The organism is Amycolatopsis sp. NPDC051903, assembly GCF_044452505.1.
GTDB lineage: Bacteria > Actinomycetota > Actinomycetes > Mycobacteriales > Pseudonocardiaceae > Amycolatopsis.
The window spans coordinates 95,425-120,302 of the sequence record NZ_JBITBT010000018.1 but is presented as its reverse complement, the minus strand read 5'-3'; the positions used below and the strand labels follow the sequence as shown (position 1 = coordinate 120,302).

Annotated in this window: 27 protein-coding genes and 1 pseudogene; 7 read left to right on the top strand and 21 right to left on the bottom strand. The window is 71.2% G+C overall.

The genetic code is table 11. The annotated features are described in order from the left end of the window. Positions 1-14 precede the first annotated feature (14 nt). Positions 15-653, top strand: coding sequence for an acetate uptake transporter (locus ACIA77_RS30825; protein ID WP_395889514.1), 639 nt, complete (start codon positions 15-17; stop codon positions 651-653). A 150-nt stretch (positions 654-803) separates the two neighbouring features. Here the strand turns inward: ACIA77_RS30825 and ACIA77_RS30820 are convergent, their stop codons facing one another. The 5 genes from ACIA77_RS30820 to ACIA77_RS30800 form a co-directional block, all read right to left on the bottom strand. Next, positions 804-2,516 carry an L-lactate permease gene (locus ACIA77_RS30820; RefSeq protein ID WP_395889513.1) on the bottom strand — a complete coding sequence of 571 codons (1,713 nt, stop codon included), beginning with the start codon at positions 2,514-2,516 and terminating at the stop codon, positions 804-806. 45 nt (positions 2,517-2,561) lie between these two features. Continuing rightward, a complete protein-coding gene (locus ACIA77_RS30815; protein ID WP_395889512.1) occupies positions 2,562-3,878 on the bottom strand; it encodes a (Fe-S)-binding protein in 1,317 nt (438 codons plus the stop codon). Beyond that, positions 3,879-5,150, bottom strand: a complete 1,272-nt coding sequence (locus tag ACIA77_RS30810) for an FAD-binding oxidoreductase (protein WP_395889511.1) — start codon at positions 5,148-5,150, stop codon at positions 3,879-3,881. Further along, positions 5,150-6,637, bottom strand: coding sequence for an FAD-linked oxidase C-terminal domain-containing protein (locus ACIA77_RS30805; protein WP_395889510.1), 1,488 nt, complete (start codon positions 6,635-6,637; stop codon positions 5,150-5,152). Before ACIA77_RS30805 ends, ACIA77_RS30810 begins: the two co-directional genes overlap by 1 nt. A gap of 233 nt (positions 6,638-6,870) precedes the next feature. Next, entirely contained in the window at positions 6,871-7,047 is a 177-nt protein-coding gene (locus ACIA77_RS30800) for a hypothetical protein (protein WP_395889509.1), read from the bottom strand. Positions 7,048-7,594: 547 nt separating this feature from the next. Here ACIA77_RS30800 and fmdA point away from each other — a divergent pair. Together fmdA and ACIA77_RS30790 are read left to right on the top strand one after the other, a co-directional pair. Continuing rightward, entirely contained in the window at positions 7,595-8,842 is a 1,248-nt protein-coding gene (gene fmdA / locus ACIA77_RS30795; protein WP_395889508.1) for a formamidase, read from the top strand. Positions 8,843-9,202: 360 nt separating this feature from the next. Further along, positions 9,203-9,811, top strand: coding sequence for a DUF3558 domain-containing protein (locus tag ACIA77_RS30790; RefSeq protein ID WP_395889507.1), 609 nt, complete (start codon positions 9,203-9,205; stop codon positions 9,809-9,811). An 11-nt stretch (positions 9,812-9,822) separates the two neighbouring features. Here the strand turns inward: ACIA77_RS30790 and ACIA77_RS30785 are convergent, their stop codons facing one another. The 6 genes from ACIA77_RS30785 to ACIA77_RS30760 form a co-directional block, all read right to left on the bottom strand. Beyond that, a complete protein-coding gene (locus ACIA77_RS30785) occupies positions 9,823-10,650 on the bottom strand; it encodes a MarR family transcriptional regulator (RefSeq protein WP_395889506.1) in 828 nt (275 codons plus the stop codon). A gap of 111 nt (positions 10,651-10,761) precedes the next feature. After that, positions 10,762-10,935 carry a hypothetical protein gene (locus ACIA77_RS30780; RefSeq protein WP_395889504.1) on the bottom strand — a complete coding sequence of 58 codons (174 nt, stop codon included), beginning with the start codon at positions 10,933-10,935 and terminating at the stop codon, positions 10,762-10,764. 73 nt (positions 10,936-11,008) lie between these two features. After that, on the bottom strand, positions 11,009-11,842 hold the full coding sequence (locus tag ACIA77_RS30775) for a hypothetical protein (protein WP_395889503.1): 834 nt from the start codon (positions 11,840-11,842) through the stop codon (positions 11,009-11,011). Further along, on the bottom strand, positions 11,839-12,054 hold the full coding sequence (locus ACIA77_RS30770; protein ID WP_395889502.1) for a hypothetical protein: 216 nt from the start codon (positions 12,052-12,054) through the stop codon (positions 11,839-11,841). Before ACIA77_RS30770 ends, ACIA77_RS30775 begins: the two co-directional genes overlap by 4 nt. Before the next feature lie 67 nt (positions 12,055-12,121). After that, positions 12,122-12,964 carry a hypothetical protein gene (locus ACIA77_RS30765; protein WP_395889501.1) on the bottom strand — a complete coding sequence of 281 codons (843 nt, stop codon included), beginning with the start codon at positions 12,962-12,964 and terminating at the stop codon, positions 12,122-12,124. A gap of 105 nt (positions 12,965-13,069) precedes the next feature. After that, positions 13,070-13,306 carry a hypothetical protein gene (locus tag ACIA77_RS30760; RefSeq protein ID WP_395889500.1) on the bottom strand — a complete coding sequence of 79 codons (237 nt, stop codon included), beginning with the start codon at positions 13,304-13,306 and terminating at the stop codon, positions 13,070-13,072. 314 nt (positions 13,307-13,620) lie between these two features. On the opposite strand from ACIA77_RS30760, the gene ACIA77_RS30755 reads away from it, so the two are divergent. Both ACIA77_RS30755 and ACIA77_RS30750 read left to right on the top strand, forming a co-directional pair. After that, a complete protein-coding gene (locus ACIA77_RS30755; protein ID WP_395889499.1) occupies positions 13,621-13,959 on the top strand; it encodes an ArsR/SmtB family transcription factor in 339 nt (112 codons plus the stop codon). 135 nt (positions 13,960-14,094) lie between these two features. Beyond that, complete coding sequence (locus ACIA77_RS30750; RefSeq protein ID WP_395889498.1) at positions 14,095-14,721, top strand: hypothetical protein; 627 nt, start codon at positions 14,095-14,097, stop codon at positions 14,719-14,721. A 62-nt stretch (positions 14,722-14,783) separates the two neighbouring features. Here ACIA77_RS30750 and ACIA77_RS30745 read toward each other — a convergent pair whose 3' ends face one another. Together ACIA77_RS30745 and ACIA77_RS30740 are read right to left on the bottom strand one after the other, a co-directional pair. After that, a complete protein-coding gene (locus ACIA77_RS30745; protein WP_395889497.1) occupies positions 14,784-15,413 on the bottom strand; it encodes a universal stress protein in 630 nt (209 codons plus the stop codon). Positions 15,414-15,436: 23 nt separating this feature from the next. Beyond that, positions 15,437-15,559, bottom strand: a pseudogene (locus ACIA77_RS30740) (CBS domain-containing protein); the annotation flags it as partial. Positions 15,560-15,973: 414 nt separating this feature from the next. Here ACIA77_RS30740 and ACIA77_RS30735 point away from each other — a divergent pair. Beyond that, positions 15,974-17,056 carry a serine hydrolase domain-containing protein gene (locus tag ACIA77_RS30735; protein ID WP_395889496.1) on the top strand — a complete coding sequence of 361 codons (1,083 nt, stop codon included), beginning with the start codon at positions 15,974-15,976 and terminating at the stop codon, positions 17,054-17,056. Between the two features lie 56 nt (positions 17,057-17,112). After that, entirely contained in the window at positions 17,113-17,646 is a 534-nt protein-coding gene (locus ACIA77_RS30730; RefSeq protein ID WP_395889495.1) for a pyridoxamine 5'-phosphate oxidase family protein, read from the top strand. Positions 17,647-17,658: 12 nt separating this feature from the next. Here the strand turns inward: ACIA77_RS30730 and ACIA77_RS30725 are convergent, their stop codons facing one another. From ACIA77_RS30725 to ACIA77_RS30690, 8 genes are read right to left on the bottom strand one after another with little or no spacing between them, the layout of a single operon-like run. After that, on the bottom strand, positions 17,659-18,246 hold the full coding sequence (locus ACIA77_RS30725; protein ID WP_395889494.1) for an SRPBCC family protein: 588 nt from the start codon (positions 18,244-18,246) through the stop codon (positions 17,659-17,661). Further along, a complete protein-coding gene (locus ACIA77_RS30720) occupies positions 18,243-18,584 on the bottom strand; it encodes an NIPSNAP family protein (protein WP_395889493.1) in 342 nt (113 codons plus the stop codon). Before ACIA77_RS30720 ends, ACIA77_RS30725 begins: the two co-directional genes overlap by 4 nt. Beyond that, the gene (locus ACIA77_RS30715; RefSeq protein ID WP_395889492.1) at positions 18,565-19,455 is read right to left on the bottom strand and encodes an FAD binding domain-containing protein; all 891 of its coding nucleotides are present in this window, start codon (positions 19,453-19,455) and stop codon (positions 18,565-18,567) included. Before ACIA77_RS30715 ends, ACIA77_RS30720 begins: the two co-directional genes overlap by 20 nt. Next, positions 19,452-20,429, bottom strand: a complete 978-nt coding sequence (locus ACIA77_RS30710) for an amidohydrolase family protein (protein WP_395889491.1) — start codon at positions 20,427-20,429, stop codon at positions 19,452-19,454. The genes ACIA77_RS30715 and ACIA77_RS30710 overlap by 4 nt, the downstream gene beginning before the upstream one ends. After that, a complete protein-coding gene (locus tag ACIA77_RS30705; protein ID WP_395889490.1) occupies positions 20,426-22,816 on the bottom strand; it encodes a xanthine dehydrogenase family protein molybdopterin-binding subunit in 2,391 nt (796 codons plus the stop codon). Before ACIA77_RS30705 ends, ACIA77_RS30710 begins: the two co-directional genes overlap by 4 nt. Next, positions 22,809-23,303 (bottom strand): (2Fe-2S)-binding protein, encoded by a 495-nt coding sequence (locus tag ACIA77_RS30700; RefSeq protein WP_395889489.1) that lies wholly within the window; start codon positions 23,301-23,303, stop codon positions 22,809-22,811. Before ACIA77_RS30700 ends, ACIA77_RS30705 begins: the two co-directional genes overlap by 8 nt. Next, positions 23,287-24,111, bottom strand: coding sequence for an alpha/beta fold hydrolase (locus ACIA77_RS30695; protein WP_395889488.1), 825 nt, complete (start codon positions 24,109-24,111; stop codon positions 23,287-23,289). The genes ACIA77_RS30700 and ACIA77_RS30695 overlap by 17 nt, the downstream gene beginning before the upstream one ends. Continuing rightward, on the bottom strand, positions 24,108-24,878 hold the full coding sequence (locus ACIA77_RS30690) for an ABC transporter ATP-binding protein (protein ID WP_395889487.1): 771 nt from the start codon (positions 24,876-24,878) through the stop codon (positions 24,108-24,110). The genes ACIA77_RS30695 and ACIA77_RS30690 overlap by 4 nt, the downstream gene beginning before the upstream one ends.

Here is a 24,878-nt window from a genome sequence, read left to right as displayed (position 1 = left end):
CGGAAGGAGTGGTGATGGTACACACAGAAAAAGCCGCCACGGTCGAAGCGACGGCCGCCCGAGAAGATCCGGGCGCGCACATCGCCGATCCCGCCCCGCTAGGACTGGCCGCCTTCGCGATGACGACCTTTGTGCTCAGCGTGTTCAACGCCGGGCTGATCGAGAACACCACGCTGGAAGCTGTCGTGCTTCCGCTGGCGTTGTTCTACGGCGGGCTCACCCAATTCCTCGCCGGAATGTGGGAGTTCCGAAAAGGTAACACTTTCGGCGCTCTTGCGTTCACCTCGTTCGCGGCCTTCTGGATGGCCTTCGCCGCGTACGTGAAGTTCGTCGAGCCCAGCCTCGGGGCGAGCGCGGCGACCGCGACCGGGTTGTTCCTGTTGGCGTGGACCATCTTCACGGCGTACATGACCGTGGCCGCGGCCCGGGTCAACGGCGCCGTGCTGGCGGTGTTCGTCTTCCTGACCCTGACGTTCCTCTTCCTGACGATCGGGGAACTGGCGGGCGCGCCGACAATGGGGCAGGTGGGCGGCTGGCTCGGTCTGGTGACGGCCATACTCGCCTGGTATGCCTCTTTTGCCGGAGTTGTCAATTTCACTTGGAAGCGGACTCTTCTCCCCCTCTTCCCACTCACTCCGGCTGCCCATCACTGAACAGGACTCAAGGCCCAAAGGGGAGCTTTGCCACAATTCGTGCGCAGAGCTCCCCTTAAACCATTTCAGGGCGGATATTCATTCACAGTCTGCCAAAAGCGACTTTCCTGAGCATTTCACCGAATACGGCCACACCTCAGGCCCTCCGGTTCACGGCACCATCCACGAAAGCACCGGTGTGGACTGCAGATAAACCAGCACACACATCACCGCGAGGAAAACCACGCTCCACAGGAACACCCTCCGGAAGAGGTCACCCTCCTTCCCGGACATGCCCACCGCCGCCGCGGCGATCGCGAGGTTCTGCGGGCTGATCATCTTTCCGAGCACCCCGCCGGACGAGTTCGCGGCGGCGAGCAGCGTGGCACTCAGCTCGGCCTTCTGCGCGGCGACCACCTGCAGCGCACCGAACAACGAGTTCGACGACGTGTCCGAACCGGTCACGGCGACGCCCAGCCAGCCGAGGATCGGCGAAATGAGCGCGAAGACCCCGCCCGCCCCCGCCATCCACGTACCGAGCGTCGTGGTCTGCCCGCTGGCGTTCATCACGTAGGCGAGCGCGAGCACGGCCATCACGGTCACGATCGCGGGAGCGAGCTGGCGATACGTGGCGAAGTAGGTCTGCAGCGCCGTGGCCGGCCGGATGCGGATGACGGGAATGGTCAGCAGCCCGGCGATGATGAGCAGCGTGCCGGCCGCGGCGAGCCAGTCGAACTTGAACAGCGGCAGCGTCGAGACCTTCCCGCTCGCGGAGGCGATGTGCAGCCCCGGCCACGCGAAGGTGCGCGTGACGCTGGTCAGCGCGTGCTGGATCGCCGGGATCTGCGCGAGGCCGAACACCACGATGATGATCAGGTAGGGCGCATACGCGCGGAACACCTCGGCTCCGCTGTCACGCCGTCCGACGTCGGAATCGCCGCCACCTCCGCTCGGTGGACCGGCTGGGGGCGCCTCGCGGGCGAGCGTGGCCGTCGAGGTCGCCGCCGCACGCCCGTCTGTGCCCCCGGCACTGCGGGTGCCCCCGGGAGCGCCGGCCTCGCTGAACCCCTCGACCGGCCGCCAGACCCGCAGGAACAGCACGACCGCGCCGGCGCTCAGCAGCGACGCGACGATGTCGGTGAGCGGGGCGCTGACGTAGTTCGAGATCGCGAACTGCGCGACGGCGAACACCACGCCGCACACGAGCGCGACGGGCCAGGTCTGCCGGACGCCGCGGGTGCCGTCGATGATGAACACGAGCGCGAGCGGGACGACGAACCCCAGCAGCGGGGTCTGGCGTCCGACCATCGCGGACAAGTCGTGCAGCGGCAGGCCGGTGACGGTCGCCAGCGTGGTGATCGGCACCGCCAGCGCGCCGAAGGCGACGGGTGCGGTGTTGGCCACGAGCGCGACCACCGCGGCCTTCAAGGGCCGGAAGCCCAGCGCGATCAGCATGACGCTGGTGATGGCGACCGGGGTGCCGAACCCGGCCAATGCCTCGAGCAGCGCGCCGAACGAGAACGCGACGATCACGCCCTGGATCCGCTGGTCGTCGCTGACGCGGGCGAACGAACGCCGCAACACGTCGAAGTGTCCGGTGCGGACGGTCATGTTGTAGATCCAGATCGCGTTGATGACGATCCACAGGATCGGGAAGAACCCGAACGCGGCGCCTTCGGCCGCTGAGAGGAACGCCGGGCCCGCCGGCATCGGGTAGACGAAGATCGCCACCCCGAGCGCGACCGCCAGGGAGATCAGCGCCGCGAGCCACGCCGCCATCCGGAGGATGCCGAGCAGGACGAACAGCACGATCAGCGGGATGGCCGCCACGAGCGACGACCACGCGAGCGAACCCGCGACAGGATCGAGAATGTGCTGGTACACGTGTGTCACCTCACTGGTGAGGACGACAACTTCGGGTGTGCCGGGTCAGGTCCCGGAGCGGGACCGTCCGACAGCGTGCGCCGGGAGGCCACGGATCGAGGCATCGAGGACCTCGACGGTGTGGGCGACCTTCAGCTGCGCACCGAGCCGCTCGGCGGAGGCGGCCAGCTGCATCAGACAGCCCGGGTTGGCCGTCACGAGCAGGGGGGCGCCGGTGGCGAGCACGTTGCGCGCCTTGCGCTCCCCGAGTTCCCCGGCGGCCTCGGGCTGGAGGATGTTGTAGATGCCCGCGGAACCACAGCACAGGTCGGCCTCGGCGATCTCCCGCAGCTGCAGTTCCGAAATCCCCCGCAGGAGTTCGCGCGGCTGCGTGCGGATGCCCTGCGCGTGCCCGAGGTGACAGGCGTCGTGGTACGCGATCATGACCGGCAGCGGGTGGCGGGTGGCGACTGTGCCCCGTTCCACCAGGAATTCCGTGATGTCACGGACTCCCTCGGCGAACGCTCGCGCGCGCTCGGCGTAGGCGGGATCGTCGGCGAGGAGGTCCGCGTACTCCTTCATCGCCGAACCACACCCGGCGGCGTTGACCACGACCTGCTCGACCCCGGCGGCCTCGAAGGTGTCGATCAGCTTGCGGGCGAAGGACTGCGCCTCCTGCTCCCGGCCATTGTGGACGCTCAGCGCGCCGCAGCACCCCTGCCCGGCGGGCGCGACCACGTCGAAGCCCTCCGCGGTCAGCACCCGGGCGGTCGCCGCGTTGACGCCGGGGAAGAACTCCCGCTGCACGCAGCCCAGGAGCAAGCCGACGGTGCCCCGTTTCGCGCCCTGGGCGGGAGACCGTTCCGGCACCGGTTCGAACGGCTCGAGCTCCGGTGCCAGCGATTCCAGCGCCGCGAGCGCCGGGAAAGCCCTGCGCAGCAGGCTGCCGCGCCGCAGCCGGCGGCTGAGGCCGGTGGCCTGGTAGGCCCGCAGCGGACCGCGCAGGGCGTGCAACCGCTTGGCGTAAGGGAAAACACTGAAGATCGCGCGGCGCATCAGCCGGTCGCGAGCGGGGCGGTGGTGCCGCCGCTCCACCTGCGCGCGCGTGGCTTCGATGAGCTTGTCGTACTGGACCCCGGACGGGCACGCGGTCACGCAGGCCATGCACCCGAGGCAGGCGTCGAAGTGCTGCACCATCTCCGGGGTCATCGGCTCGCCGCCGAGGCCCATTTCCATCAGGTAGATCCGCCCTCGCGGCGAATCCATCTCCTCGCCCCACAGCGTGTACGTGGGGCAAGTCGGCAGGCAGAACCCGCAGTGCACGCAGTCACCGACGAGCTCCGCCGACGGCGGGTGGTGGTCATCGAAGGCAGGCTCGGCCATCTAGATCCCTCCGGCGAAGCGACCGGGAGCGAGCCGGTGCTCGGGGTCGAACTGATCTTTGACCCGGCGCATGAGGCTCACGCCGCGCACCGGCCCCCACGGATCGAGCGCCGCCTTGACCGCCGGCGGAGCGTCCAGCACCACGACGTCCCCGCCCCAGGCGGCCGAACGGTCCCGCAGGGCCTGGACGAGCCCGGCGACCACGGCCGGGTCGGCGGACCCCGGCACCGCGGCGTACAGGAGACCGACGCCCGCCGAACCGCGCACCGAAACCGGCAGGCCGTGCCGCGAAGCCTGTTCGTCGAGCGCGTTCAGCAAGGCCGGCAGGCCGGTGATCTGGTGCGTGAGGCGCAGGGCCACGTCTCCTCGCTGCCACGGGGCCCGGCCCCACCACTCCGGCGCGGTTTCCTGAGGCTGCGCACCGTTTCCGAGTAGGTCGAGGAACTTCTCGACGCGGCCGGCGACGCCTTGCGGGATACCCTCGACGAGCACCGCGAGCGTTCCCGCGCCGCCGGGCGGGCGGTCGAGTTCGACGGCGTTCGGCACGAGCTGGGCGTGCAAGACTCGCCGCAGCCGCTCGTACGCGACGCCGGCCGAGTCCACCGGCAGCACGACCCAGCGGGCCAGCACCGGGCGCGGGTGCAGCCGGAACACCGCCTCGGTGACCAGGCCGAGCGTTCCCCAGGACCCGGCGAACAGCTTGCCCAGGTCGTAACCCGCGACGTTCTTCACGACTTTTCCGCCGGCCTTCGCCACCACGCCGTCCGCCCGGACGACTGTGATGCCGATGAGCAGGTCGCGCACCGCGCCGTGGGAGAACCGCAGCGGGCCGGACGCGGCGGTCGCGATGAGCCCGCCGACCGTGCCGGCGCCGGCCGCACCGGGCGGCACCACCGGATCGGCCGCGAGCCGCTGCCCCGCGGGGGCGAGGCGGTCCTGCAGGTTCGCGAGGTGGAGGCCGGCGTCGACGTGGACGACGAGGTCGCCGGCGCTGTGCTCGACGACGCGGTCCAGGCGGCCGGTGTCCACGACCAGATCGGCCTTCGCGGGCCGCTGCCCCCAGCCGAGTTTCGTCCCCGAGCCCCGGATGACCACGGCGAGGCCGTGCGCCGCGGCGATCCGCATGACGTCCGCCGCCTCCGCGGTGCTGCCCGGTGCCGCGACGAACGCCGGCGCGACGCCGTCGACCTCGTCATCCGCCGCCGCGGGACGGGCGTGTTTCGCGGTCGCCGCGCACAGCGCGTCGAGCACTTCCGTGTCGGTTGCGGTCATCAGAAGACCTCGGCGATTCCGGCTTCCTGCAAGGGATGCGCACCCTTGTGCCGGCCCGGCACCTCGCCGCAGAGCCGCGGCGTCGGGAACACCTTGCCGGGGTTGGCCAGTCCGGCCGGGTCGAACGCGCAGCGCACCAGCTGCATCGTGTCGAGGTCCTCCTCGGTGAACATCCGCGGCATGAACTTCGCCTTGTCCGACCCGACGCCGTGCTCGCCGGTGATCGATCCGCCGTGCTCGATGCAGAGATCCAGGATCGCCCCTGAGACCTCCTCCGCGCGCTCCGCTTCGCCGGGCACCGCGTCGTCGAAGAGCACGAGCGGGTGCAGGTTGCCGTCACCGGCGTGGAAGACGTTGGCGACCCGGACGCCGCTGGTGCGCGAGAGCTCCGCCATCCGCTGCAGCACTTCGGGCAACGCCGTGCGTGGGATGACGCCGTCCTGGACGATGTAGTCAGGGCTGATCCGCCCCACGGCGGCGAACGCCGACTTGCGCCCCTTCCAGAACAGCGCGCGCTCCACGTCGTCCTTCGCGATGCGGATCTCGAACGCCCGGTGCGTGCGGCAGTGCCGCTCGACCTCCTCGAACTGCCGCTCGACCTCGTCGGCCGGTCCGTCGAGCTCCACGATCAGCACCGCGCCCGCACCACCGGGGTAGTCGCAGTGCACGGCCGCTTCGGCCGCTTCGATCGCCAGCGCGTCCATCATCTCGATGGCCGCCGGCACGACTCCGGCACCGATGATCTCCGAAACCGCCGCGCCGGCGTCGTCGGTGCCCGGGAAGGCCGCGAGCAGGGTGCGAACCGCTTCCGGCAACCGGGTCAGCCGCACCGTCACCTCGGTGGCGATGCCGAGCGTGCCCTCCGAACCGACGATGGCGCCGAGCAGGTCGTACCCGGTCGGATCCGGCGCCTTGCCGCCCAAGTGCACGGCCTCGCCCTCGGTGGTCACGAAGGTGAGCCCGGTGACGTGGTTGGCGGTGAAGCCGTACTTGAGGCAGTGCGCGCCGCCCGAGTTCTCGGCGACGTTGCCGCCGATCGAGCACACCTGCTGGCTCGAGGGATCCGGCGCGTAGTAGTACCCCTCGGGGTTCGCGGCCCGGGAAACGTCCAGGTTGATCACGCCGGGCTCGACCACCGCGCGCTGGTTCTCCCGGTCGATCTCGATGATGTGGCGCATGCGCGAGGTGACGATGAGGACCCCGTCGGCGCGCGGCAGCGCACCGCCGGAGAGGCCCGTGCCGGACCCGCGGGCGACGAACGGGACGCCGGCCTCCGCGCAGGCGCGCACGGTCTCCTCGACGGCGGCCGTGTCTTCGGCGAGCACGGCGAGCGCGGGCGTGACCTTGTAGTGCGCGAGGCCGTCGCATTCGTAGGTGCGCAGCCGCTGGTGATCGTCGATGACCGAATCGGGACCCAGTGCCGCCCGCAGGCGCTCGGCCAGCGCCGCGATCCCTGGTCGCACGTCTTGTGGCTCGTAGGTCGTCATGCGCGCCCTCCCAGCCCGCTTGACTGCGGATACGGACGGCTTTCCGAGCTACGGAAAGTACTCTCTGCCTTCCGGAACCGTAAGACCCTCCGGAAGGCAAGTCAACTCGGGAGCGCCACCGGTCTGCTGCTGCGGGATCCACGCCGCTACGGCGGATCCGGTTGCCGATCCCCGGCGCGGCACCTCACCCGGTGACCTGGTGCCGGAGGAAACCGCAGGTGGGAAACCGGGCGCTACCCGATGACGCGCCGGATGCTGGGGCGCGCGGTGATCACGACGGAGCCGCCGCAGCTCCAGCACTCGACCGCGGCACCCGGCGGAGTCCGCCCCGCGACGTCACACCGGGCGCATTCCCAGGCGGTGAGGACGACGTACTCCATCGAACCGTCGTCGTCGGACTTGGCTTCCACGTGGCTCCACCGGTTTCTTGATCGGCATTGGTTGGACGCCCGTAACGACAGCCAATGCAAGTTGACGAAAGATAACGAACAGATATACCTTACGTCAAGCTGGACCGTGGTTTTTCGTTGCCCTTGACATTCCCGCGCGACCTGCGAATACGCTGCGAACAGCGCGATCGCGTTCGAGACGCGGCGTCGGGGCCGCATGCCGTCCTGGTCTCGGGAGTGGCCGAACGTCCGGCCGAGTCAGCCCAGGCCGTCACGGAAAGTAGCCCGCACCGGACGGTGTCTTGGCCCGCAACCCCGCCGCGACGCCGGGTGCGAGCGCGCGGGGCCGGAGCCGTCGGGGCTTGCCGCCCGGGGCGGGGTGCAGGTCGCCGGAAAACGACGAAGGCTTTTGCAGAATTTCAGATTCTCGACGAACTCGGGTTTTGCGTAATCGAGGCGGTGGTTTTTTCACCGGCCGTCGCCGATACGACCAGGAGCTTCATCGGTTACTGACCCGATAACAGCGGGCAAACCTGATGAACGGGCCCGCAAACGGAGGAGAGTTCGCATGCCAGAAATCGTGTTCAGCGTCGACCAGACGAAATCCATGCGAGATCAGGCCGTGCCGGGCCACAACCGGTGGCACCCGGACGTCCCGGTCGCCGCGATGGTCCGTCCCGGGCAGGAATTCCGCGTGGAGTGCCGCGAATGGACCGACGCCCAGCTCGGCAACAACGATTCGGCCAACGACGTGCGCGACGTCGACCTGAACCGCTGCCACATGCTCAGCGGCCCCATCGGCGTCGAGGGCGCCCAGCCCGGCGACCTGCTCGTCGTGGACATCCTCGACCTCGGCCCGGTTCCGCAGGAAGTCGGCGACGCGCCGGGGCAGGGCTGGGGCTACACCGGCGTGTTCGCGAAGGCCAACGGCGGGGGGTTCCTGACCGACTACTTCCCCGACGCCTACAAGGCGATCTGGGACTTCCACGGTCAGCAGGCCACCTCGCGCCACCTGCCGGGCATCCGCTACACCGGCATCACCCACCCCGGCCTGTTCGGCACCGCGCCTTCGGCCGAGCTGCTCCAGCGGTGGAACCGCAGAGAACAGGCGCTGGTCGACCGCGAGCCCAACCGCGTGCCGCCGCTGGGTCTGCCACCGCTGCTCGACGGAACGCTCGCCGGCACGGCCGACGGGTCGACCTCGGACCGGATCGCCCGCGAGGGCGCGCGCACGGTGCCGGCCCGCGAGAACGGCGGGAACCACGACATCAAGAACTTCACCCGGGGCTCGCGCGTCTTCTACCCGGTCTACGTCGACGACGCCAAGTTCTCCGGCGGAGACCTGCACTTCAGCCAGGGCGACGGCGAGATCACCTTCTGCGGCGCCATCGAGATGGGCGGATTCATCGACTTCCACGTCGACCTCATCAAAGGCGGCATGGAGAAGTACGGCATCACCTCGAATCCGGTGTTCATGCCGGGAAACGTGGAACCCCGGTATTCCGAGTTCCTCTCCTTCGTGGGCGTCTCGGTCGACCGCGAGACCGACGAGAACCTCTACCTCGACGCGACCGTGGCCTACCGCAATGCCGCGCTGAACGCGGTGGAGTACTTCAAGAAGTGGGGCTTCACGGGTGAGCAGGCCTACCTGCTGCTCGGTTCCGCGCCCATCGAGGGCCGGATCAGCGGCATCGTGGACATCCCCAACGCGTGTTGCACCCTGTACGTGCCCACGGAAATCTTCGACTTCGACGTGCGCCCGACGAGCGAGGGCCCGGTGCGGGCCGATCGCGGACAGTGCGCGGTCACGTCCTGACCGGTTCCGCGGCACCGGTTCCGCGACTTCGTCCGGTGTCGACGGAGTGTGGCGAAACGCTCGGCCGGGAGTCCCGGCCGAGCGTTTCCCCGGTGCGGCACCACGCCTGACTGGCGCCCGCCGGAACCGGTTCGGCCCGCGGCGGCGGTTCGCGCTCGCCGGAGGCATCCGCTGCGGCACCGGCCGCATCTGCTTTGTCCGATGAGTCGCGTTACAGTTCGTCGGACACGTTCCGTCACCGGATGGAACCCAGAGTAGGGGGAAGTCAGATGCTCGACGCCGTGCTGCGGTCATGACCGCGCCGTTCCGGGATCTTCAGGTGAGGCAGCAGCGGCGCAGCGAGCTCTCGGCGGCCGCGGCATGAGGATCTTGGCGGTTGCCGGGATCGTGGTCCTCGCAGCGGGCCTGCTCAGCGGGTGCGGGCCGGTGAAACCCGGCCGCGTGCTCTCCCAGCGACCGGCACCGGCGCAAACCGGTGCCCCGCTGCCGCTCACCCGGGTCGACCGGCCCGTCAACCTCGCCAAGTTCGACTCGGACCCGTGCAGCCTGCTCACCGAAGACCAGGCCGCCGCTATCGTGGCCGACCCGCCCAACGACATCCGTGCCAACAGGCGAACCATGCTGCCGGCGTTCGGCTGTTGCTGGACCAATCACGGCGGAGCACTCATCGAGGCCCTCAAGCCGGTCCAGAGCCCGAGCACCCTCGCCGAACTGTCGGTGTCGCCCTTGAAGAGGGACGGCGAACTCGAGCCCTGGACCGAGACCTCGATCGCCGGCCTCCCGGCCGTCGTCCACCACGTGTTCCAGCACACGTACGAGTGCTCCGTCTCCGTCCGAGTCACCCACGACCAGATGCTCACCTTCGACATCCAAGGCAGAGACCTACCCGGCACCTACTGGGACAACGACCGCTGCGGCGGACTCGCGAAAATGGCCGAATTCGTCATCGGCAACCTCCGGCAAAGCTGAAAACCGGCTCGTCACCGGGATCCTGCGGCCACCAGTTCCGCCGTGATGGGTTCGAGTTCGGCGACCAGTTCGTCGCGCTCGGCGGGTGAAAGGGCGTCGTACGGCGGGGCCGCGAGTTCGTCGGTGAGGGCTTCGATGCGGTGCTGGGTCTCGCGGCCGGCGTCGGTGAACCGGCCGTCGGGGCCGACGAGCCCGCGTTCGCGCAGGCCGGCCATGACCGCGGCCAGCCGCTCTTTCGGCAGGTGGTGGATGCGCCCGAACGACTCCGGCGGGTGGACGCCCTGTGCCAAGGCGCTGAGCACGTGGGCTTCCGTGCCGCCGATGCGCGCGCCGACGAGCGCGGCGACGTGTCCGTCGGCGCGGTGTTCGCGCAGCATGGTCGCGGAATGCCACAGCCGGGCGACGGGGTCGCTCGGCACCGGCATGGCGCGCATCCCGGCGTACATCACGCGGCCTTCAGTGGGCGCGCTCGTCGCGGCTCGGGTGGTCAGGTCGGCGGCGCGCACCAGGCCCGGCGAGCAGGCCAGCTCGTCGCCGAGGATCCGCCGCAGGGAGGCCGCGCTGCCCCGCTCCCGTGCGGCGAAGGACGCCTCGGGCGGGATCGTCTCCCACGCGCTCGGGATGTGCCGCGCGGCCTCCCCCTCGGCGAAGCTGTAGAACGCCGCGTGCACGACCTGCGCCGGCACCAGGCCCAGCGGCGCGGCGCGGCTGGCGAAGTAGCCGTCCCAGTAGGTGCGGTGGCCGAGCGCGGCCAGCTCCTCGTTGCACTCGTCGGCCAAGAACGTGACCAGGCAGATCGGCTCGAGGAGCTCGAAAAAGCGCCGGGCGGTGCACGTCATGACCGACATCATGCCCGAGGTCACGACCCGCGGACCGGCTCTTGGGCGGCCGAACGTCCGGCTCCCCGGAGCTCGGCACGGCCTTGACCGGCCGGAGTTGCGAGGCCCGGGCTAGGCGTTGCCGGCGCTGGGTGCCGGAGGGCGGCCGCGGGTGAGGCGTACGCCGGGGATGAGGTGGGTGCCGGCGGCGTCGAGTGCGACCCAGACCGAGCCGGGCCGCAGGTCGGGTTTCTTGTCCAGCACGGTGCCGCGATCACCGGCGTACTGGCCGCTGACGACCTCCACCGAGCTCCCGATGGGAAAGTGCCCCTCGTTCGACCCCGCGGACCCGGACGGTTTGTGCATGAGGAAGGTCCGATCAGTGGGCGAACGGCGGAGGGGTCAGCGCTTCGGAGACCGCGTGCGCGACCCGGGCGGTGAGGTCGGGATCGGCGAGATCCGGCAACTTCCGATCGACGGGCGTCAGGCTCGCGAGTGCGTGGGCGGTGGCGCGATGGACGCCGAACTGCTGGAGCGCGGTGCCGCCGGCCCGCGCGGTCCCCAGCGCACACGTCAATCCGGGCAGTGCCAGCAGGTGTGCGACCGGATCGCCCGCGGCCAGGACTTCACTGATCACGTCGACGCCGGCCACGGCCTCGAGATCCGCGGCGGCTCCGACGAGGTCGATCACCGCGTTGACGTCCTGGGCGATGACGGACAGCGGAAACACCCGCGCGTCCTCGGTGCGCCACGACGAGATGTCGCCGACGCCGCACGCCATGAGCAGGGGCAACAGCACCGGCACCGCCGCGCTGTCGGTGACCACGACCCTCGCGTTGAACGGCGCGACGGCCCGGCGGTGCAACGAGACCAGGGTCATCGCGACGAGCGCGATGGCGCGGGTGTCCTGCTCGGTGATGATCGGGCTGCGGCCGTCACGCGCCAACTCACGTTGCACGGCGCGGGCGCGTCCCGATTCCGTCCGGGCCAGGAAGATCGTGCTGACCCCGGCGGGCAGTGCGCGGACGGCCGCCGCGAGGTCCTCCTCGTCGCGCGCGGTCACGGCCACGGCCTGGGGGTTCAGCGGCGTGTGCGCACGCAGCAGTCTCGCGTCGGCTTCGAGCTCGGCCAGCACGCCACCGGCATCGCGGAGCCGGCCCGAAGCGCTGCCATCACCGACGATCGCCAGCCGAGGCGCCGTCCCGTTCGTCATTCGCTCAGCGCTGCCCGGTCCGCGGCCAGCGCTGCCGAGACGTCCGGCCGGACCAGCGCGGTGGTGTCGACGTCGTGCTCATCGGCGAGGCGCAGCAGTTCCGCGAGGCGGCTGCGGTGGAGCTGCGCCTCGTACGGATCCGCTGCGGCGGTCGACGCGTCCTGCGCCGCGATGATCCCGCGCCGCAGCTCGCCGACGAACTGACTCTCCACCGTCGTCCCCGTCCTGCCCAGCTTTTTCGGACCCATGATGTTGTGAATTTCGTATTTATGCAACTCTTCAGCACTGTGATGCCCACCAAGGCCTCCGGTCGGCACCGGGACCGGCACCGCCGAGGAGCGCCGCGGTGATGCGATCGACCAGGGCGCGGGCCGCGGCGTGATCCAGATGCCAATCGGGGGCGCCCTCGGCCGCGAGCACGCGCGCCACCGTGCCGTAGACCTCCGAACCGCAGGTCAGCCGAGTGCTGCGCGTCGTGGCCGACAGCAGCCCGGCGGCGGCGTACGGGGCGGCGTGGGCGTCGCCGCGGGTGATGAGCACGGGACCGTCGGCCGGTTGCGGGGCGACACCCCCGGACACGTCGATGATCACGTCCGAGCGCGCGGCCGAGCGGGGCAGCGAGCCGGTCGCGTTCCACAGCACGAGATCGCCCACCCCCGAGGCGACGAGCAGCCCGGCGAGGCCCGGCAAGTGCCGGGAGCCGACCGCGAGCACCTTGCTCTCCCCCGCGGCCGCGCCCCGGCCGGCGAGGGCTGTGCGCGCGGCCGCGACCAGGGCGATCGCCATGGCGTCGTGGTCGGTCACGACGCACCCACCGCCCCACTGCCGTGACCGGCGCTGGATGTCCTGCGACCGCGCCGGTTCGGCGTGCGTCAGGAAGACACTCCGGTAGTCGCGCGCGACGGCGTGCACCCGGGTCGCCAGCTCGCCGCCGTCGTCGCCTTCGACCGGGCAGACGTCGACCTGGAGCCCGGTGAGGTAGCGCAGCAGGTTGGCGTAGCCCGTGAGCACGAGCGCGACCGTGTCGTCGCCGTCGACCACGGTGAGCGCGGATCCGTCCGAGACGACGGCGATCGCCCTCTTCGCACCACCAGGACGAGCACGCCTTCCCGAGAAGTTCACGGCATCATGTTCTGCACAGTTGAAGAGTTTTGCAACTTCTACACACGTTAAATGCGGCACGTCAGGCAGGTCGGCCGCCACCGCCCGCGTGGCACCGGGTCGAAGTCACGTCGCCGGCACGACGTCGACGATGTTGTCAGCGCGCACCCACTCGGGCTCGCGGTCCCGCGCCGCCGCTTCCGCCTGCACCGGCACCCATTCCGTCTCGGTGTACGCGTCGAAAACGGAGGATCCGGCGACCACGCCACGCCGGCACAAGCGCCCCACCGCGTCCCCGCGCCGCCCACCCGGCCGGTACGTCACCCGGTCCCCCGCCGTAACCGACTTCGCCTCGGCGAACACCACTACCTCCCCCGCTCGTCCTCGAGAATGGTCACGCCTGGTCAAGCTCCGAACCCCGGCACCATGACGCCGAAGCCGCCGCGCCGGCCGCGCAACCCCTCGGCTGGGGTAACCCCCGCGTACGGCGGGCGACACCGCCGAGCGAACGTCGCCAAACGCCCGGCCGAAGTCGCCACTTTTGCTAGTATTGGAAAATTCTAAAGAGTGCAACTGCTGCGCCGGGTGCGAAGATGGCGTGGACGGGAGGACGATCGACAGCATGACCACGACGGCGGCGTCGCGGGGCAGCGGCGAGCGCGTGAGGAGCGAACCGGGTGAGTAGGCCCCTGTACCAGTTGAAAGCGGAGTTCTTCAAGACGCTGGGACACCCGGCGCGGATCCGCGTGCTGGAACTGCTCAGCCAACGCGAGCACGCCGTCGCCGAGATGCTGCCCGAGGTCGGGATCGAGCCCGCGAACCTCTCCCAGCAACTGGCGGTCCTGCGCCGGGCCGGCCTCGTGACCACGCGCAAAGAGGGCTCCACCGTATTCTACTCGCTGACGAGCCCCTACGTGGCCGAACTGCTGGCCGTGGCCCGCCGGATCCTGACCGGCGTCCTGTCAGGACAGATCGAACTCCTCGAAGATCTGCGCACCCCGGCCGCCGATCGGTGAGGCAACCCCGTGACAGGGCAAGAAGTCCCTACGCGGCGGTGACGAAATCAACCCCGGGACGCACCGTCTGCTCCTAGTGCCACCGGTGAACCGCCATCGATCCTGGGTGCTCCACGCGCACCTCGAGGAGGACCGATGACGCAACAGCACACACCGGCGCAAGACCTGCTCGGCGACCGGTTCGCCCCGCACCCGCACTTCTCGCTCGTGCGCCACACGATCGTCGACGCACCGGTCAAGGACACCTACGCCGCGGCCCGGGACCTCGACCTCACCGACATCCACAGTGGACTGCTGACCACGGCGGAACGGCTGCGCGAACTGCCTGAACGCTGGCGCGGCACCCGGCACGGCCCGCCGCGGCAGCCGACTCGCCTGACGGTGGACGACCTCGACAGCGGATCGGACTGGGCGCTGCTCGGCGAGCACCCCGGCACCGAGTTCGCGGTCGGCGTCGCCGGGAAGTTCTGGCGGCCCGTCATCACCTTGCGGCGCATCGAACCGGACGAGTTCGAGCAGTTCGCCGAACCCGGTTACGGCAAGCTGGTGATCACCTTCGGCGTCCGCCCCTACGGGACCCACCGCAGCCTGCTGACGATCGACACCCGCGTGCAGCTCACCGACCCGAAGAGCTGGCTGAAGTTCCGCCGGTACTGGCGCTTCGCCTACCCGTTCGCCCGGATGGCGCAAACCACGCTGGTGCGCACCATCGACCGGGAAGCCCGCGCGCGGTCGCTGGGCACATACAGCCGGGACAGCTGATCGCTCCGTCCGGGCCGGTGCCCGCCACGATTGCGGCGGCGCGGCCCGGCCCGCGGCCGCCGTTACCGCTTCGCCTCCGGCCGGACCACCAGTACGGGGCACGACGCGTGCTGGATCAGCGCCTGGCTCGTCGACCCGAGCAGCATCCCGGCGAACCCGCCGCGCCCGCGGCTGCCGACGACCACCAGCTGGGCCCGCTCGGACTCGGTGAGCAGCGCGTGCTGCGGCCGGTCCCGGACCAGGGCCCGGTGGACCTCGACCTCGGGGAACTTCTCCTGCCAGCCCGCCAGCCGCTGCGCCAAGAGCCGCTCCTGCGCCGGCTCGATCGGTTCCCGGTGCGGCACCAGCCGGGCGCTGCCGCCGGTCGAGTCGTACGTGACGTCGTTCCAGGCGTGCACCGCGACGAGCGGGACGCGGCGGAAGGAGGCCTCCTCGAACGCGACGGCGACGGCGGCTTCGCTGTTCGAAGTGCAGTCGACCCCGGCCACGACGGGGCCGTCCAGCTGCTCGACGACCACGTCGCTGCCCGAAAGCGCGCTGCCGTAGGAGAGGGCGGGCACCTGCAGGCAGTGCACGACTTCGAGCTCGAGCGCCCTGCCGGACACGAGCCGCGCGGCCCAGCGCACCGCTTCGCGGGCGCCGTCCGATCCGTCGGCTCCGACCGCGACCGTGGTGCTGGTGCGCGTCGTCATGGCCACGGGTCCTCTCGGTTCCGATCGTCGTCGGCCACCGGCAACGCCGTGAACCCGTGCCCGGGCAGCACTTCCGCGGCCTCCTTGACCGGTGCCCCTGGGTGCACAGTCACCACCGGCGCGGACAGCACGTCTCGTGCACGCATCGGGCCCTCCCTTTCCCGTGGAGTGCCCTGAAAATAAGCAACCGGCGGAGCCCGCCACGCCGGTCCGGAGTCACCCGTGCCGAGGACCAACGTCCTCACCCCGGGCACCGTCGAATTCCGCCGCCGGTTCGAGTGCGCCGCGCAGCACGCCAGGTCCGGCATGACGGAGGCGGACGTTCGCCAGGCCTTCCCCCGCTCGCGACACGGTGGTGAACCGTTGCACGCAGCCCTGGAATTCGATGCCGTCGGGCACACTGCGAACCCGATTCCGTTCGTTTCTCACGTCGGTGCTGCCCAATTCGCGGCACCGGAGCCGGGTCATCACGCGAACGGGGCGTCGGGTCTGCCTGCCAGCGCCGCGGCGGCGGATTTGGCATGCTGGATGCGCGGCTGGGGAGGGGAGGGGCGACAGCGATGACCGAGCTACCGGACCAGATCCAGCGTCACCTCGACACGCTCGTCGAGACCGGCGCGGAGACCGGGCTGCAGGTCGCGGTCTACCGGGACGGCGCGCTGATCGTCGACGCGGTGGCCGGCACGGTCCACGGGCAGCCGATCACGTCCGGCACGCCGATCTTCAGCTTCTCCACGGGCAAGAACGTGGCGGCAACTCTCGCGCACCTGCTCGTCGCGCGCGGTTTCCTCGGTTACGACAGTCCGGTCACGGATCTCTGGCCCGAGTTCGGTGTGCACGGCAAAGCCCCGACGACACTGCGGCACGTGCTGACCCACACGACCGGTCTGCCCGCCCTGCCACGCGAGATCACCCCGCGCGAGCTCCCCGACTGGGACCGGGTGTGCTCGTCGCTGGCCGCCGCCGAGCCGCGCTGGCCGCCGGGCGCCGCGCTGGGCTACCACTCCTACACCTTCGGCTTTCTCGTCGGCGAGCTGGCCCGCCGTGCGACCGGCCGGCGCACGGGCGATCTGCTGCGGGAGTGGCTCACCGAGCCACTCGGCATCGAGGGGCAGCTCTACTTCGCCGTGCCGAAGGAGGCGCTGCCGGCATTGGCGCGCCTGGACCAGCAGGCGCAGCACTGGCCGGCCGGCCCGGACGACGGTGACGCGATCCTCGCGCCGTGGGAGGGCCGGCCGAGTGCCGAGTTCGGCAACAGCGAGGAGATCCTGCGCGCCGACGTCCCGTCGGTGGGCAGCGCCACCGCACACGGCCTCGCCGCGATGTTCGACGCCGTTCTCCGGGGCGAGCTCGTGGAGTCCGCTCAGCTGGCCGAACTGTCCGCGCTCGCGTTCGAGGGGACGGACCAGGTTTTCGGCACGCCGGCGCGGATGGCGCTGGGCTTTCCGCTCGGCAGGATCGGCGCCCCGCCCGAGGAGAGCTCCGGGGCGTTCGGCTGGCCGGGCGGGGGCGGAAGTTACGCGTACGCGGATCCCGCGCGAGGGGTCGCCTTCGCGCTGACGAAAACCCGGCTCACCCCGAACTTCGACACCGCGTTGTCGGTCACCTCGATCCTGGCCGGCCACCTCGCCGGGACCCGCTGAGCTTCCTCCCCGGATCCGCCGGGGGCGGAATTCGCGACGATCACGAGGAGAAGATCATGTCCACTCATCCGGCCGACTCGGCCGCGCCGCAGACCAGCCTCGGTGCGTCGTTCTCCTCGCCGGACGCCGGCCCGACGCCGTGGGAGGCGACAGAGGGAGCGCTGCGGCGAGTCCAGAAGTTCCAGCTGTGCACGGTGCGCCGCGACGGCCGGCCCCACGTGACACCCGTGCTGGCGATCTGGGCGTTCGGCGCGATGTGGTTCCCCACCGGCGAGAGCGAGCAGAAGGCCAAGAACCTCAGCGCGAACCCGCATTGCGCGCTGAGCACCGGCACGGGCACCTTGGCCGGTGTGGACTACATCGTCGAAGGCACGGCGAGTGTGGTCACCGATGACGCCACCAGGGAAGCCGTGGCGACCGCGTTCGAACAGGCCTACGGCTGGCACTTCACCCGCGAGGACGGCACGTGGTACCAGCTGGGCGACGCCGTGCGGAAGGGAAACGTTCAGCTCTACCGGGTCCAGCCGGACAAGGGGTTCGCCTTCGCCACCGGTGGCGAGTCGTCCCAGACCCGCTACCGGTGGCGCTGAGGCGAGCTGCGCTCACCCCGATCGCGCACCGCGACGGCCGAGCAACCACCCCAGCACACCCGCCACCACGCCGGCGATCGCCGGTACGAGTGCCTTGCGCGCCAACGGAACCACGACCGTGCGCGCGACATCGAGCTGGGCGGGCTGCGGCGCCCCGTCGCCGGTGATCAGCGCCTTCAACCGGCCGGCGAACTCCGCGATGAGCGTCGCGCTCACCTCCGAGATCAGGCTGCGGCCGAATTGCGCCGCGCGGCCGCTGATCGCCATGTCCGTCACCAGGTCGACGCGCGTGCCCGAACCCGCCGGCCGCAACGTCGCGGTGATGGTCGCGGCCGCGGTCCCGCTGCCGCGCTCTTCGCGGCCCTGCGCCCGGATGACCGCGCGGTGGTCGAGCTCGTCGCGCTCCAGGAACCGGGCGTTGCCCCGGTACTTCGCCGTGATGGGCCCGATCTTCGTGGACAGCCCGCCCCGGTATTCGCCCTCCACGACGTCGTCGAGGTGCGCGCCCGGCAGGCACGGCGCGACCCTGCGCAGGTCCTGCAGCAGCCGCCACGTGTCATCGACCGGCAGGGGAACCTCGAAGGTGTTCTCCAGCTTCACGACTGCTCCCCCGTTCCCGCGGGCGCGGGCCAGTAGGGCACCGCGGCGAGCGTGGTGCTGTGCATCTCGGCGACGATCGGGCCGCCGGCCTCCGATTCGGCTTTCACCCGGTGCCAGTCCGGATCGGCCTGGAACGCCGCCCACGCCGCGGATTTCGCGTCCGCGTCGGCGAACCGCAGCAGGTAGACGATCCGGCCGTCGTCCGTGGCGTCGGTCCAGAAGCCGGCGACCTCGATGCCGTGCTTGGCGAACAACGTCAAGGTGTGCTCGGCGAACCGGGCGTGCAGTGCGGCGGCGCGTCCGGGAGCGGCCACGTACTCACGCAATTCGTGCAGCATCGGTGTCTCCTTCCGCTCGCCGGACGGCCTCGGCGACCGCACGGGCGAGCAACGTTCCGGCCACGTCCCGCCGGTAGGCGGCCGTGGCGTGCAAGTCGCCGCTGGGGCGGACGTCGTCTCGGGCGGCGTCCGCCGCGCGGTCGGCCACCGCGGCCGTGGACGCGGCGCCGTTCAGCTCCGCTTCGGCGGCGCGGCAGCGGTGCGGGATCTCGTCGACCCCGCTGAAGCACACCCGGGCATCGGCGATCCGGCCCTCGGCGAGGCGAACCTGGACGGCGACGCCGACGAGCGCGAAGTCGCCCCGCCTGCGGCCGATCTCCAGCAGGGCCGCGCCAGTGCCGGGTGCCGCGCTGGGGAACCGGATCCCGGTCAGCAGCTCGTCCGCGGCCAGCGCCGTGGTCAGGTGGGTGCGGAAGAAGTCGGCGGCGGCGATCTCGCGGATCCCCGACGGACCGTGGGCCACCAGCGTCGCGTCCAGGGCCAGGGCCACCGAGGGCAGTTCGGCCGCCGCGTCGGCGTGGGCGAGGCTGCCCCCGACGGTGCCGCGGTTGCGGATCGGCGGGTGCGCGATCGCGGGCAGCGCGGCCGCCAGCAACGGGGTGTGCGCGGCGACGGCCGCCGAATGCTCCGCCTGGGCCTGGCGCACCATCGCGCCGACCACCAGTTCCCCGGGCGTCCGGCGGATCTCGGTGAGGCTCGCGAGCCGGCCGAGGTCGATCACGTGCTCGGGCCGGGCCAGCCGGAAATTGAGCAGCGGTACCAGGCTCTGCCCGCCGGCGAGGACCTTCGCCTCGTCCGCATTCGCGGCCAGCAGCTCCACGGCCTCGGCGACGGTCTCGGGACGGTGCAGGGTGAAGTCGACTGGCTTCACGAGAGCTCCAGCAGGGCCGCCGCGGTGCCGCCCAGGATCAGCGACCGCTCGTCCGGCTTCAGGTTGGCGGTCTCCACGACCGCGCGCGGCGCGAGGTCGCCGATCGGGAACGGGTAGTCGGAGCCGAGCAGGACCCGGCCCGCCCCGGTCTTCGCCACCAGGAACTCCACAGTGGACGGATCGAACAGCACGCTGTCGAAGAACAGGTGGCCGAACGATTCCACGGGGTCCGCGGTGGAATCCTGGTGCAGCAGGTGGTTGCGCGTGAGGCGGCCGAGCACGTAGGGCAGGGCCGCGCCGCCGTGCGCGACGATGATCTTCGCCCCCGGGTAGCGGGCCGGGACCCCCGCGTAGAGCAGGCGGGCCAGGGTGACGGTGGTGTCCTCGAGCCGCGCGAGGCCGTTGACCAGCCCGAAATCGGTGTAGCGCTCGCTCGCGCCGCCGAACCCGGGGTGCAGGAACACGATCGCACCGCTCGCGTCCGCGGCCTCCCAGAACGGCGTGAACGCCGGATCGTCGAGTTCGCGGCCGGCGGCCCGCGTGGCGATCATGACACCGGGCACACCCGCCGCGCGCTGCGCGGTCAGCGCCGCCGCGGCCCGCGCGGGGTCCTGCAACGCCACCGTGCCCAGCGGCAGCAGCCGGTCGTCCTCGCGGGTCTGCTCGACGATCGCGGCGGTGAGGTGCACCGCCCAGTCGGCGCCCTCGGCGGCGGGCAGCTGGTAGCCGAACACGTCGAGCCAGCCGCCGGCGAGCTGGCGTTCGATGCGCTGCTCGCCCAGCCACGCGCTGCGCCGGGCGAGGTCGGTGAGGCCGGGTGCCACGGGCCTGGTCGGTGGTCCGTCCACGAAGGACACGACATGGCTCTCGCCGTGCGGTTCGACCCGGACGTTCGGGAACCGGGTGCGCCCGGCGGCCAGGTCGGCCAGCAGCGCGGCCGGCACCAGGTGGGCGTGGACGTCGATGGTCGTCATGGGGTCTCCAAAGAATCGTGCAGCGCGTGCCACACATCGCTGGGCTTGATGGGCAATGACGTGATCGGCGGCGCGCCGGTCGGGGCGAGGGCGTCGTTGACCGCGCTCGCCACGGCGGCCGGTGCGCCCATGTAGCCCGCCTCGCCCGCGCCCTTCTGCCCGAGCGTGGTGTAGGGCGAGGGCGTGCAGTGCTCGGTGTCCACGATGTGCGGCACCTCGTGCGCGCTGGGCAGCAGGTAGTCCATGAAGGACTGGGTGAGCGGCTGGCCCTCCTCGCTGAAGGCGAACTGCTCGTAGAGCGCGACGCCGATGCCGTGCGCGGTGCCGCCGTAGACCATGCCGCGCACCACGTCGGGGTTGATCACCGTGCCGCAGTCGTGGGCGAGGTAGTACTCGTCGAGGTCGATCCGGCCGGTGCCGGGGTCGAGCACGGCGAGCACCACGTGGGTCTCGAACGAGTAGCACGGGTAGAGCTGCACGCGCCCGTCCGGCGAGGTGAGCTTGCCCGAGCGAGGGGTGTGCGCGACGTGCACGACCTCGAGGCCCGGCTGCATCCCGCGCGGCATCAGGTGCTGCTTGCGGTGCGCGATGGCGACGAGCTCCTGCCAGCCGAGGCGCCGGGCCGGGTCGGCCCGCACGGTGAAGTCGCCATCGTCGTAGTCCAGCTCGTCCTCGTCCACGGCCAGGTTGTGCGCGGCGATGCGGCGCAGCGCGGCCTTCAGCTCGTCGGCGGCCCCGCGGATCGCGGCGCCCAGCACGATGGTCATCCGGCTGCCGACCGGGCTCTGCGACGGCAGGCCGGTGAGCGAGTCCGCCCGGACCACCGCGATCGTCGCCGGGTCGCGGCCCAGCTCCTCCCCCACCAGCGTGGCGACCATCGTGTCGTGGCTCTGGCCCGCCGAGGACAAGGACACCACGGCGGTGACCGCGCCCGCGCCGTCGACCCGCAGCCGGCAGGCCTCCGGGAACGTGGTCTTGTCGTTGCCGGAGTTCATGATGTTCTCGAAGATCGCGTTGCCGCCGCCGGGTTCCAGGCACGTCGCCACCCCGATCCCGGCCAGCTTGCCCCCGGCGCGGATCGCGTCGCGGCGGTGCACCAGCTCCGGCAGCTCGGCCAAGGCGATCGCCTTGTCCAGCACCGCGGGGTAGTCGCCGGAGTCGTACTCGGTGCCGCTGGGGATCCGGTACGGGAATTGCTCGGGCCGGATGAAGTTGCGCCGCCGGAGCGCGAAGCGATCCATCCCGAGCACGCGGGCGGCCGCGTCGACGGCGGATTCGATGGCGTAGTTCGTCGGCGCCTGCCCGAAGCCGCGGACCGCGACCTGCCCGGTCTTGTTGGTGGTGACGGCCGTCGCCGTGTAGGCGGCGACCGGGATGCGGTACGGACCGACGATCGCGCCGATCGGCTTCGCCAGCTGCAGTGGCGAACGCCCCGGGTAGGCACCTTCGTCGTCGATCACGGTGATCCGGATGCCGGTGAACTCGCCGTCACCGGTGAACGCGAGCTCCACCTCGAAGATCCGGTCCGGGCCGTGGAAGTCGCCGCCGTGCATGTTCTCCGCGCGGTCTTCGATGAACTTCACCGGCCGCCGCAGCAGGCGCGACAAGTGCCCGGCGAGCACGGCGTGCTTGATGCCGCGCTTGACGCCGTAGCTGCCCCCGACGTCCACGTCGAAGTGCACCCGCACCTGGTTGCCGGGGATCCGCAGCGCCGAGGCGAGCTGGTCGGGGAACTGCGGCATCTGGATGGACGCCCACAAGTCGAGGAGATCGCGGTCGGGGTCCCAGCTCGCCACGACGCCGAAGGTCTCCAGCGGCACCGTGGAGTTGCGGTTCCACCGGACCCGGGTGCGCACGGTGTGCTCGGCCCCGGCGAACGCCTCGGCGACGGCACCCCACGTGAACTCGCGGTGCGTCATCACGTTCGTGCCCTGGTCCGGGTGCACCAGCGGCGCGTCCGGCTCCATCGCCCGCTCCGGATCCAGGACGGCGGGCAGCGGGTCGTAGTCGACCACCACGAGGTCGGCGCCGTCCTCGGCGACGGCCCGCGACGTGGCGACGACCGCGGCGATCCACTCCCCCGCGTACCGGGTCTGCTCCACGGCGAGCGGGCGCCAGTCCACGCCTTCCAGGTCGAGGTACTGGCGCAGCGGGTCGGTCTCCTTGGCCAGCTCCGCCCCGGTCAGGACGGTGACCACACCCTCGAGCGCGAGCGCCTCGGTCGCGTCGATGGCGGTGATCCGCGCGTGCGGGTGCGGGCTGGTGACCAGTCCGATGTGGAGGGTGCCGGGCGGGGTGATGTCGGCGACGTAGCGGCCGGCGCCGCGCACGAACCGGCGGTCCTCGCGGATGCGGCCGGGTTTCGAGACCCACCGGTGGTCAGTCATGCGCGACCACCTCTTCGGCCGCCCGGCCGGCCGCGAGCGCGACGGCCTCGCGGATCTGCACGTACCCGGTGCAGCGGCAGATGTTGCCACCCAGCGCCTCGTCCACCTCGTCCTCGGTGGGGTGCGGCGTGCGCTCCAGCAGGGCCTGGCACGAGAGCACCATCCCCGGGGTGCAGAACCCGCACTGCAGCGCGTGCGTGGCGCAGAACGCCTCCTGCACCGGGCTCAGCGTTTCGCCGTCACCCGCGCCTTCGATGGTGGTGACGACGTGGTCGTCGGCCTGCGCGGCGAGCACGATGCACGAACGCACGGGCGCGCCGTCGAGCAGCACCGTGCAGGCCCCGCACACGCCGTGCTCGCAGCCCAGGTGCGTGCCCGTCAGGCCGAGCTCGTCGCGCAGGAAGTCCGCGAGGCTCGTGCGCGCCGACGCGACGCCGCGGCGCGACTCGCCGTTCACCACGAGGTCGATCTCATGCGTGCTGCCCATCGCGGTTACCTCCTTCTCCCGTTCCGGCGAGGAACTCACGCGTCAGGCGCGTGAACTCCCCGGGGTTCTCCAGCACCGACAGGTGCCCGGCGGCCGGGATCACGGCCAGCCGCGACTTCGGTATCCCCTCGGCGATCCGGTCGCTCAGCTCGCGCGGGGTCTTCGCGTCCCGCTCACCCCACAGCACCAGGGCCGGCGCGGTGATACCGGCGAGCGCGTGGTCGAGCCGGGCGCCGAAGCAGGTCTCGGCGGACGCCGCGTACGCGGCCGGCAGCATGCCCGCGATGGCGGACCGGACCGACTCCGCGGTGTCCGGCACCGGGTCGACGGTGAAGGTGCCGGCCACGTAGAACTCCGCCAGCGCGGCCATGTCGCCGACCCGGCTCGTGAGCCCGGACGTCTTGACCCGCGCCGATTCCGCGTCCAGTTCGGCGAAGCTGTCCGCGATCACCAGACCGGTGACGCGTTCCGGGTGCTTGGCCGCGTAGCCGAGGGCCTGCACGCCGCCCATCGACAACCCGGCCAGGGTCACCTCGTCCAGCCCCGCGTCGGCGCGCACCCGCTCCACATCGGACACCCAGGTGTCGACCGAGAGCGGCGCGGCCCACGCCGAGCCGCCGTGGCCGCGGCTGTCGGGGACGAGCACCCGGTGCTCGGCGGCCAGCGCGGTCGCGCAATCAGTCCACAGCCGGTGGTCGGTGCCGAGGCTGTGCAGCAACAGCACACCGGCCCGGGCGTCACCGCCGGAGTCGAGGTAGGTCAAGGCGGGCGTGCCGCCGGTGGTCCGGGTGCCGAAACCGTCGATCACGCCGCCGTTCCTCCCACCTGCGGGGTCATCTGCTCGAGCACCCGTGCGCGCAGCTCCGCCAGCTCCTCCGGCGTCGGGTCGGCCGGCAGCGTGATGTCGTCGCACAGGTGCCCCGGCGGGCGCAGCACCAGCACGCGGTCGCCGATGGTCAGCGCCTCGGTGATGGAGTGGGTGATCACGACGCCGGTCTTGCCGTTGTCGCGCACCAGGTCCACGAACTCCTGGCGCAAAGCCACCGCCGTCACCTCGTCGAGTGCGGAAAACGACTCGTCACACAGGATGATCTCCGGGGCCACGGCGAACGCGCGGGCGAGCGCGACGCGCTGGCGCTGCCCGCCCGAGAGCGTGTGCGGGTAGCCGTCTTCCTTGCCTTCGAGGCCGAGCCGGCGCAGCCAGTCCCGGGCCCGCGAGTCCCATTCCTGTTTGGGCACACCGGCGAACTTCATGCCCGCGCAGACGTTGTGCAGCACCGTGCGCCAGGGCAGCAGCCGCGGGTCCTGGAACACCACGGCCATCCGGCCGCGGAACCAGCCGAAGTCGGCGAACGGGTCGTGCTCGAACACGCGCACGGAGCCGCCGGTCGCTTCGGTGAGGCCGAGGGTGAGGCCGAACGTGGTCGACTTGCCGCAGCCGGTCACGCCGACGATCGCGACGATCTCGCCTTCGCGGATGGCGAAGCTCAGGTCGTGCATCGCGTGGTGGCCGGGGAACACCTTGTCCACGTGGTCGAACTCGATGACAACGGGTTTCTCGAGCTGGGTGGTCAT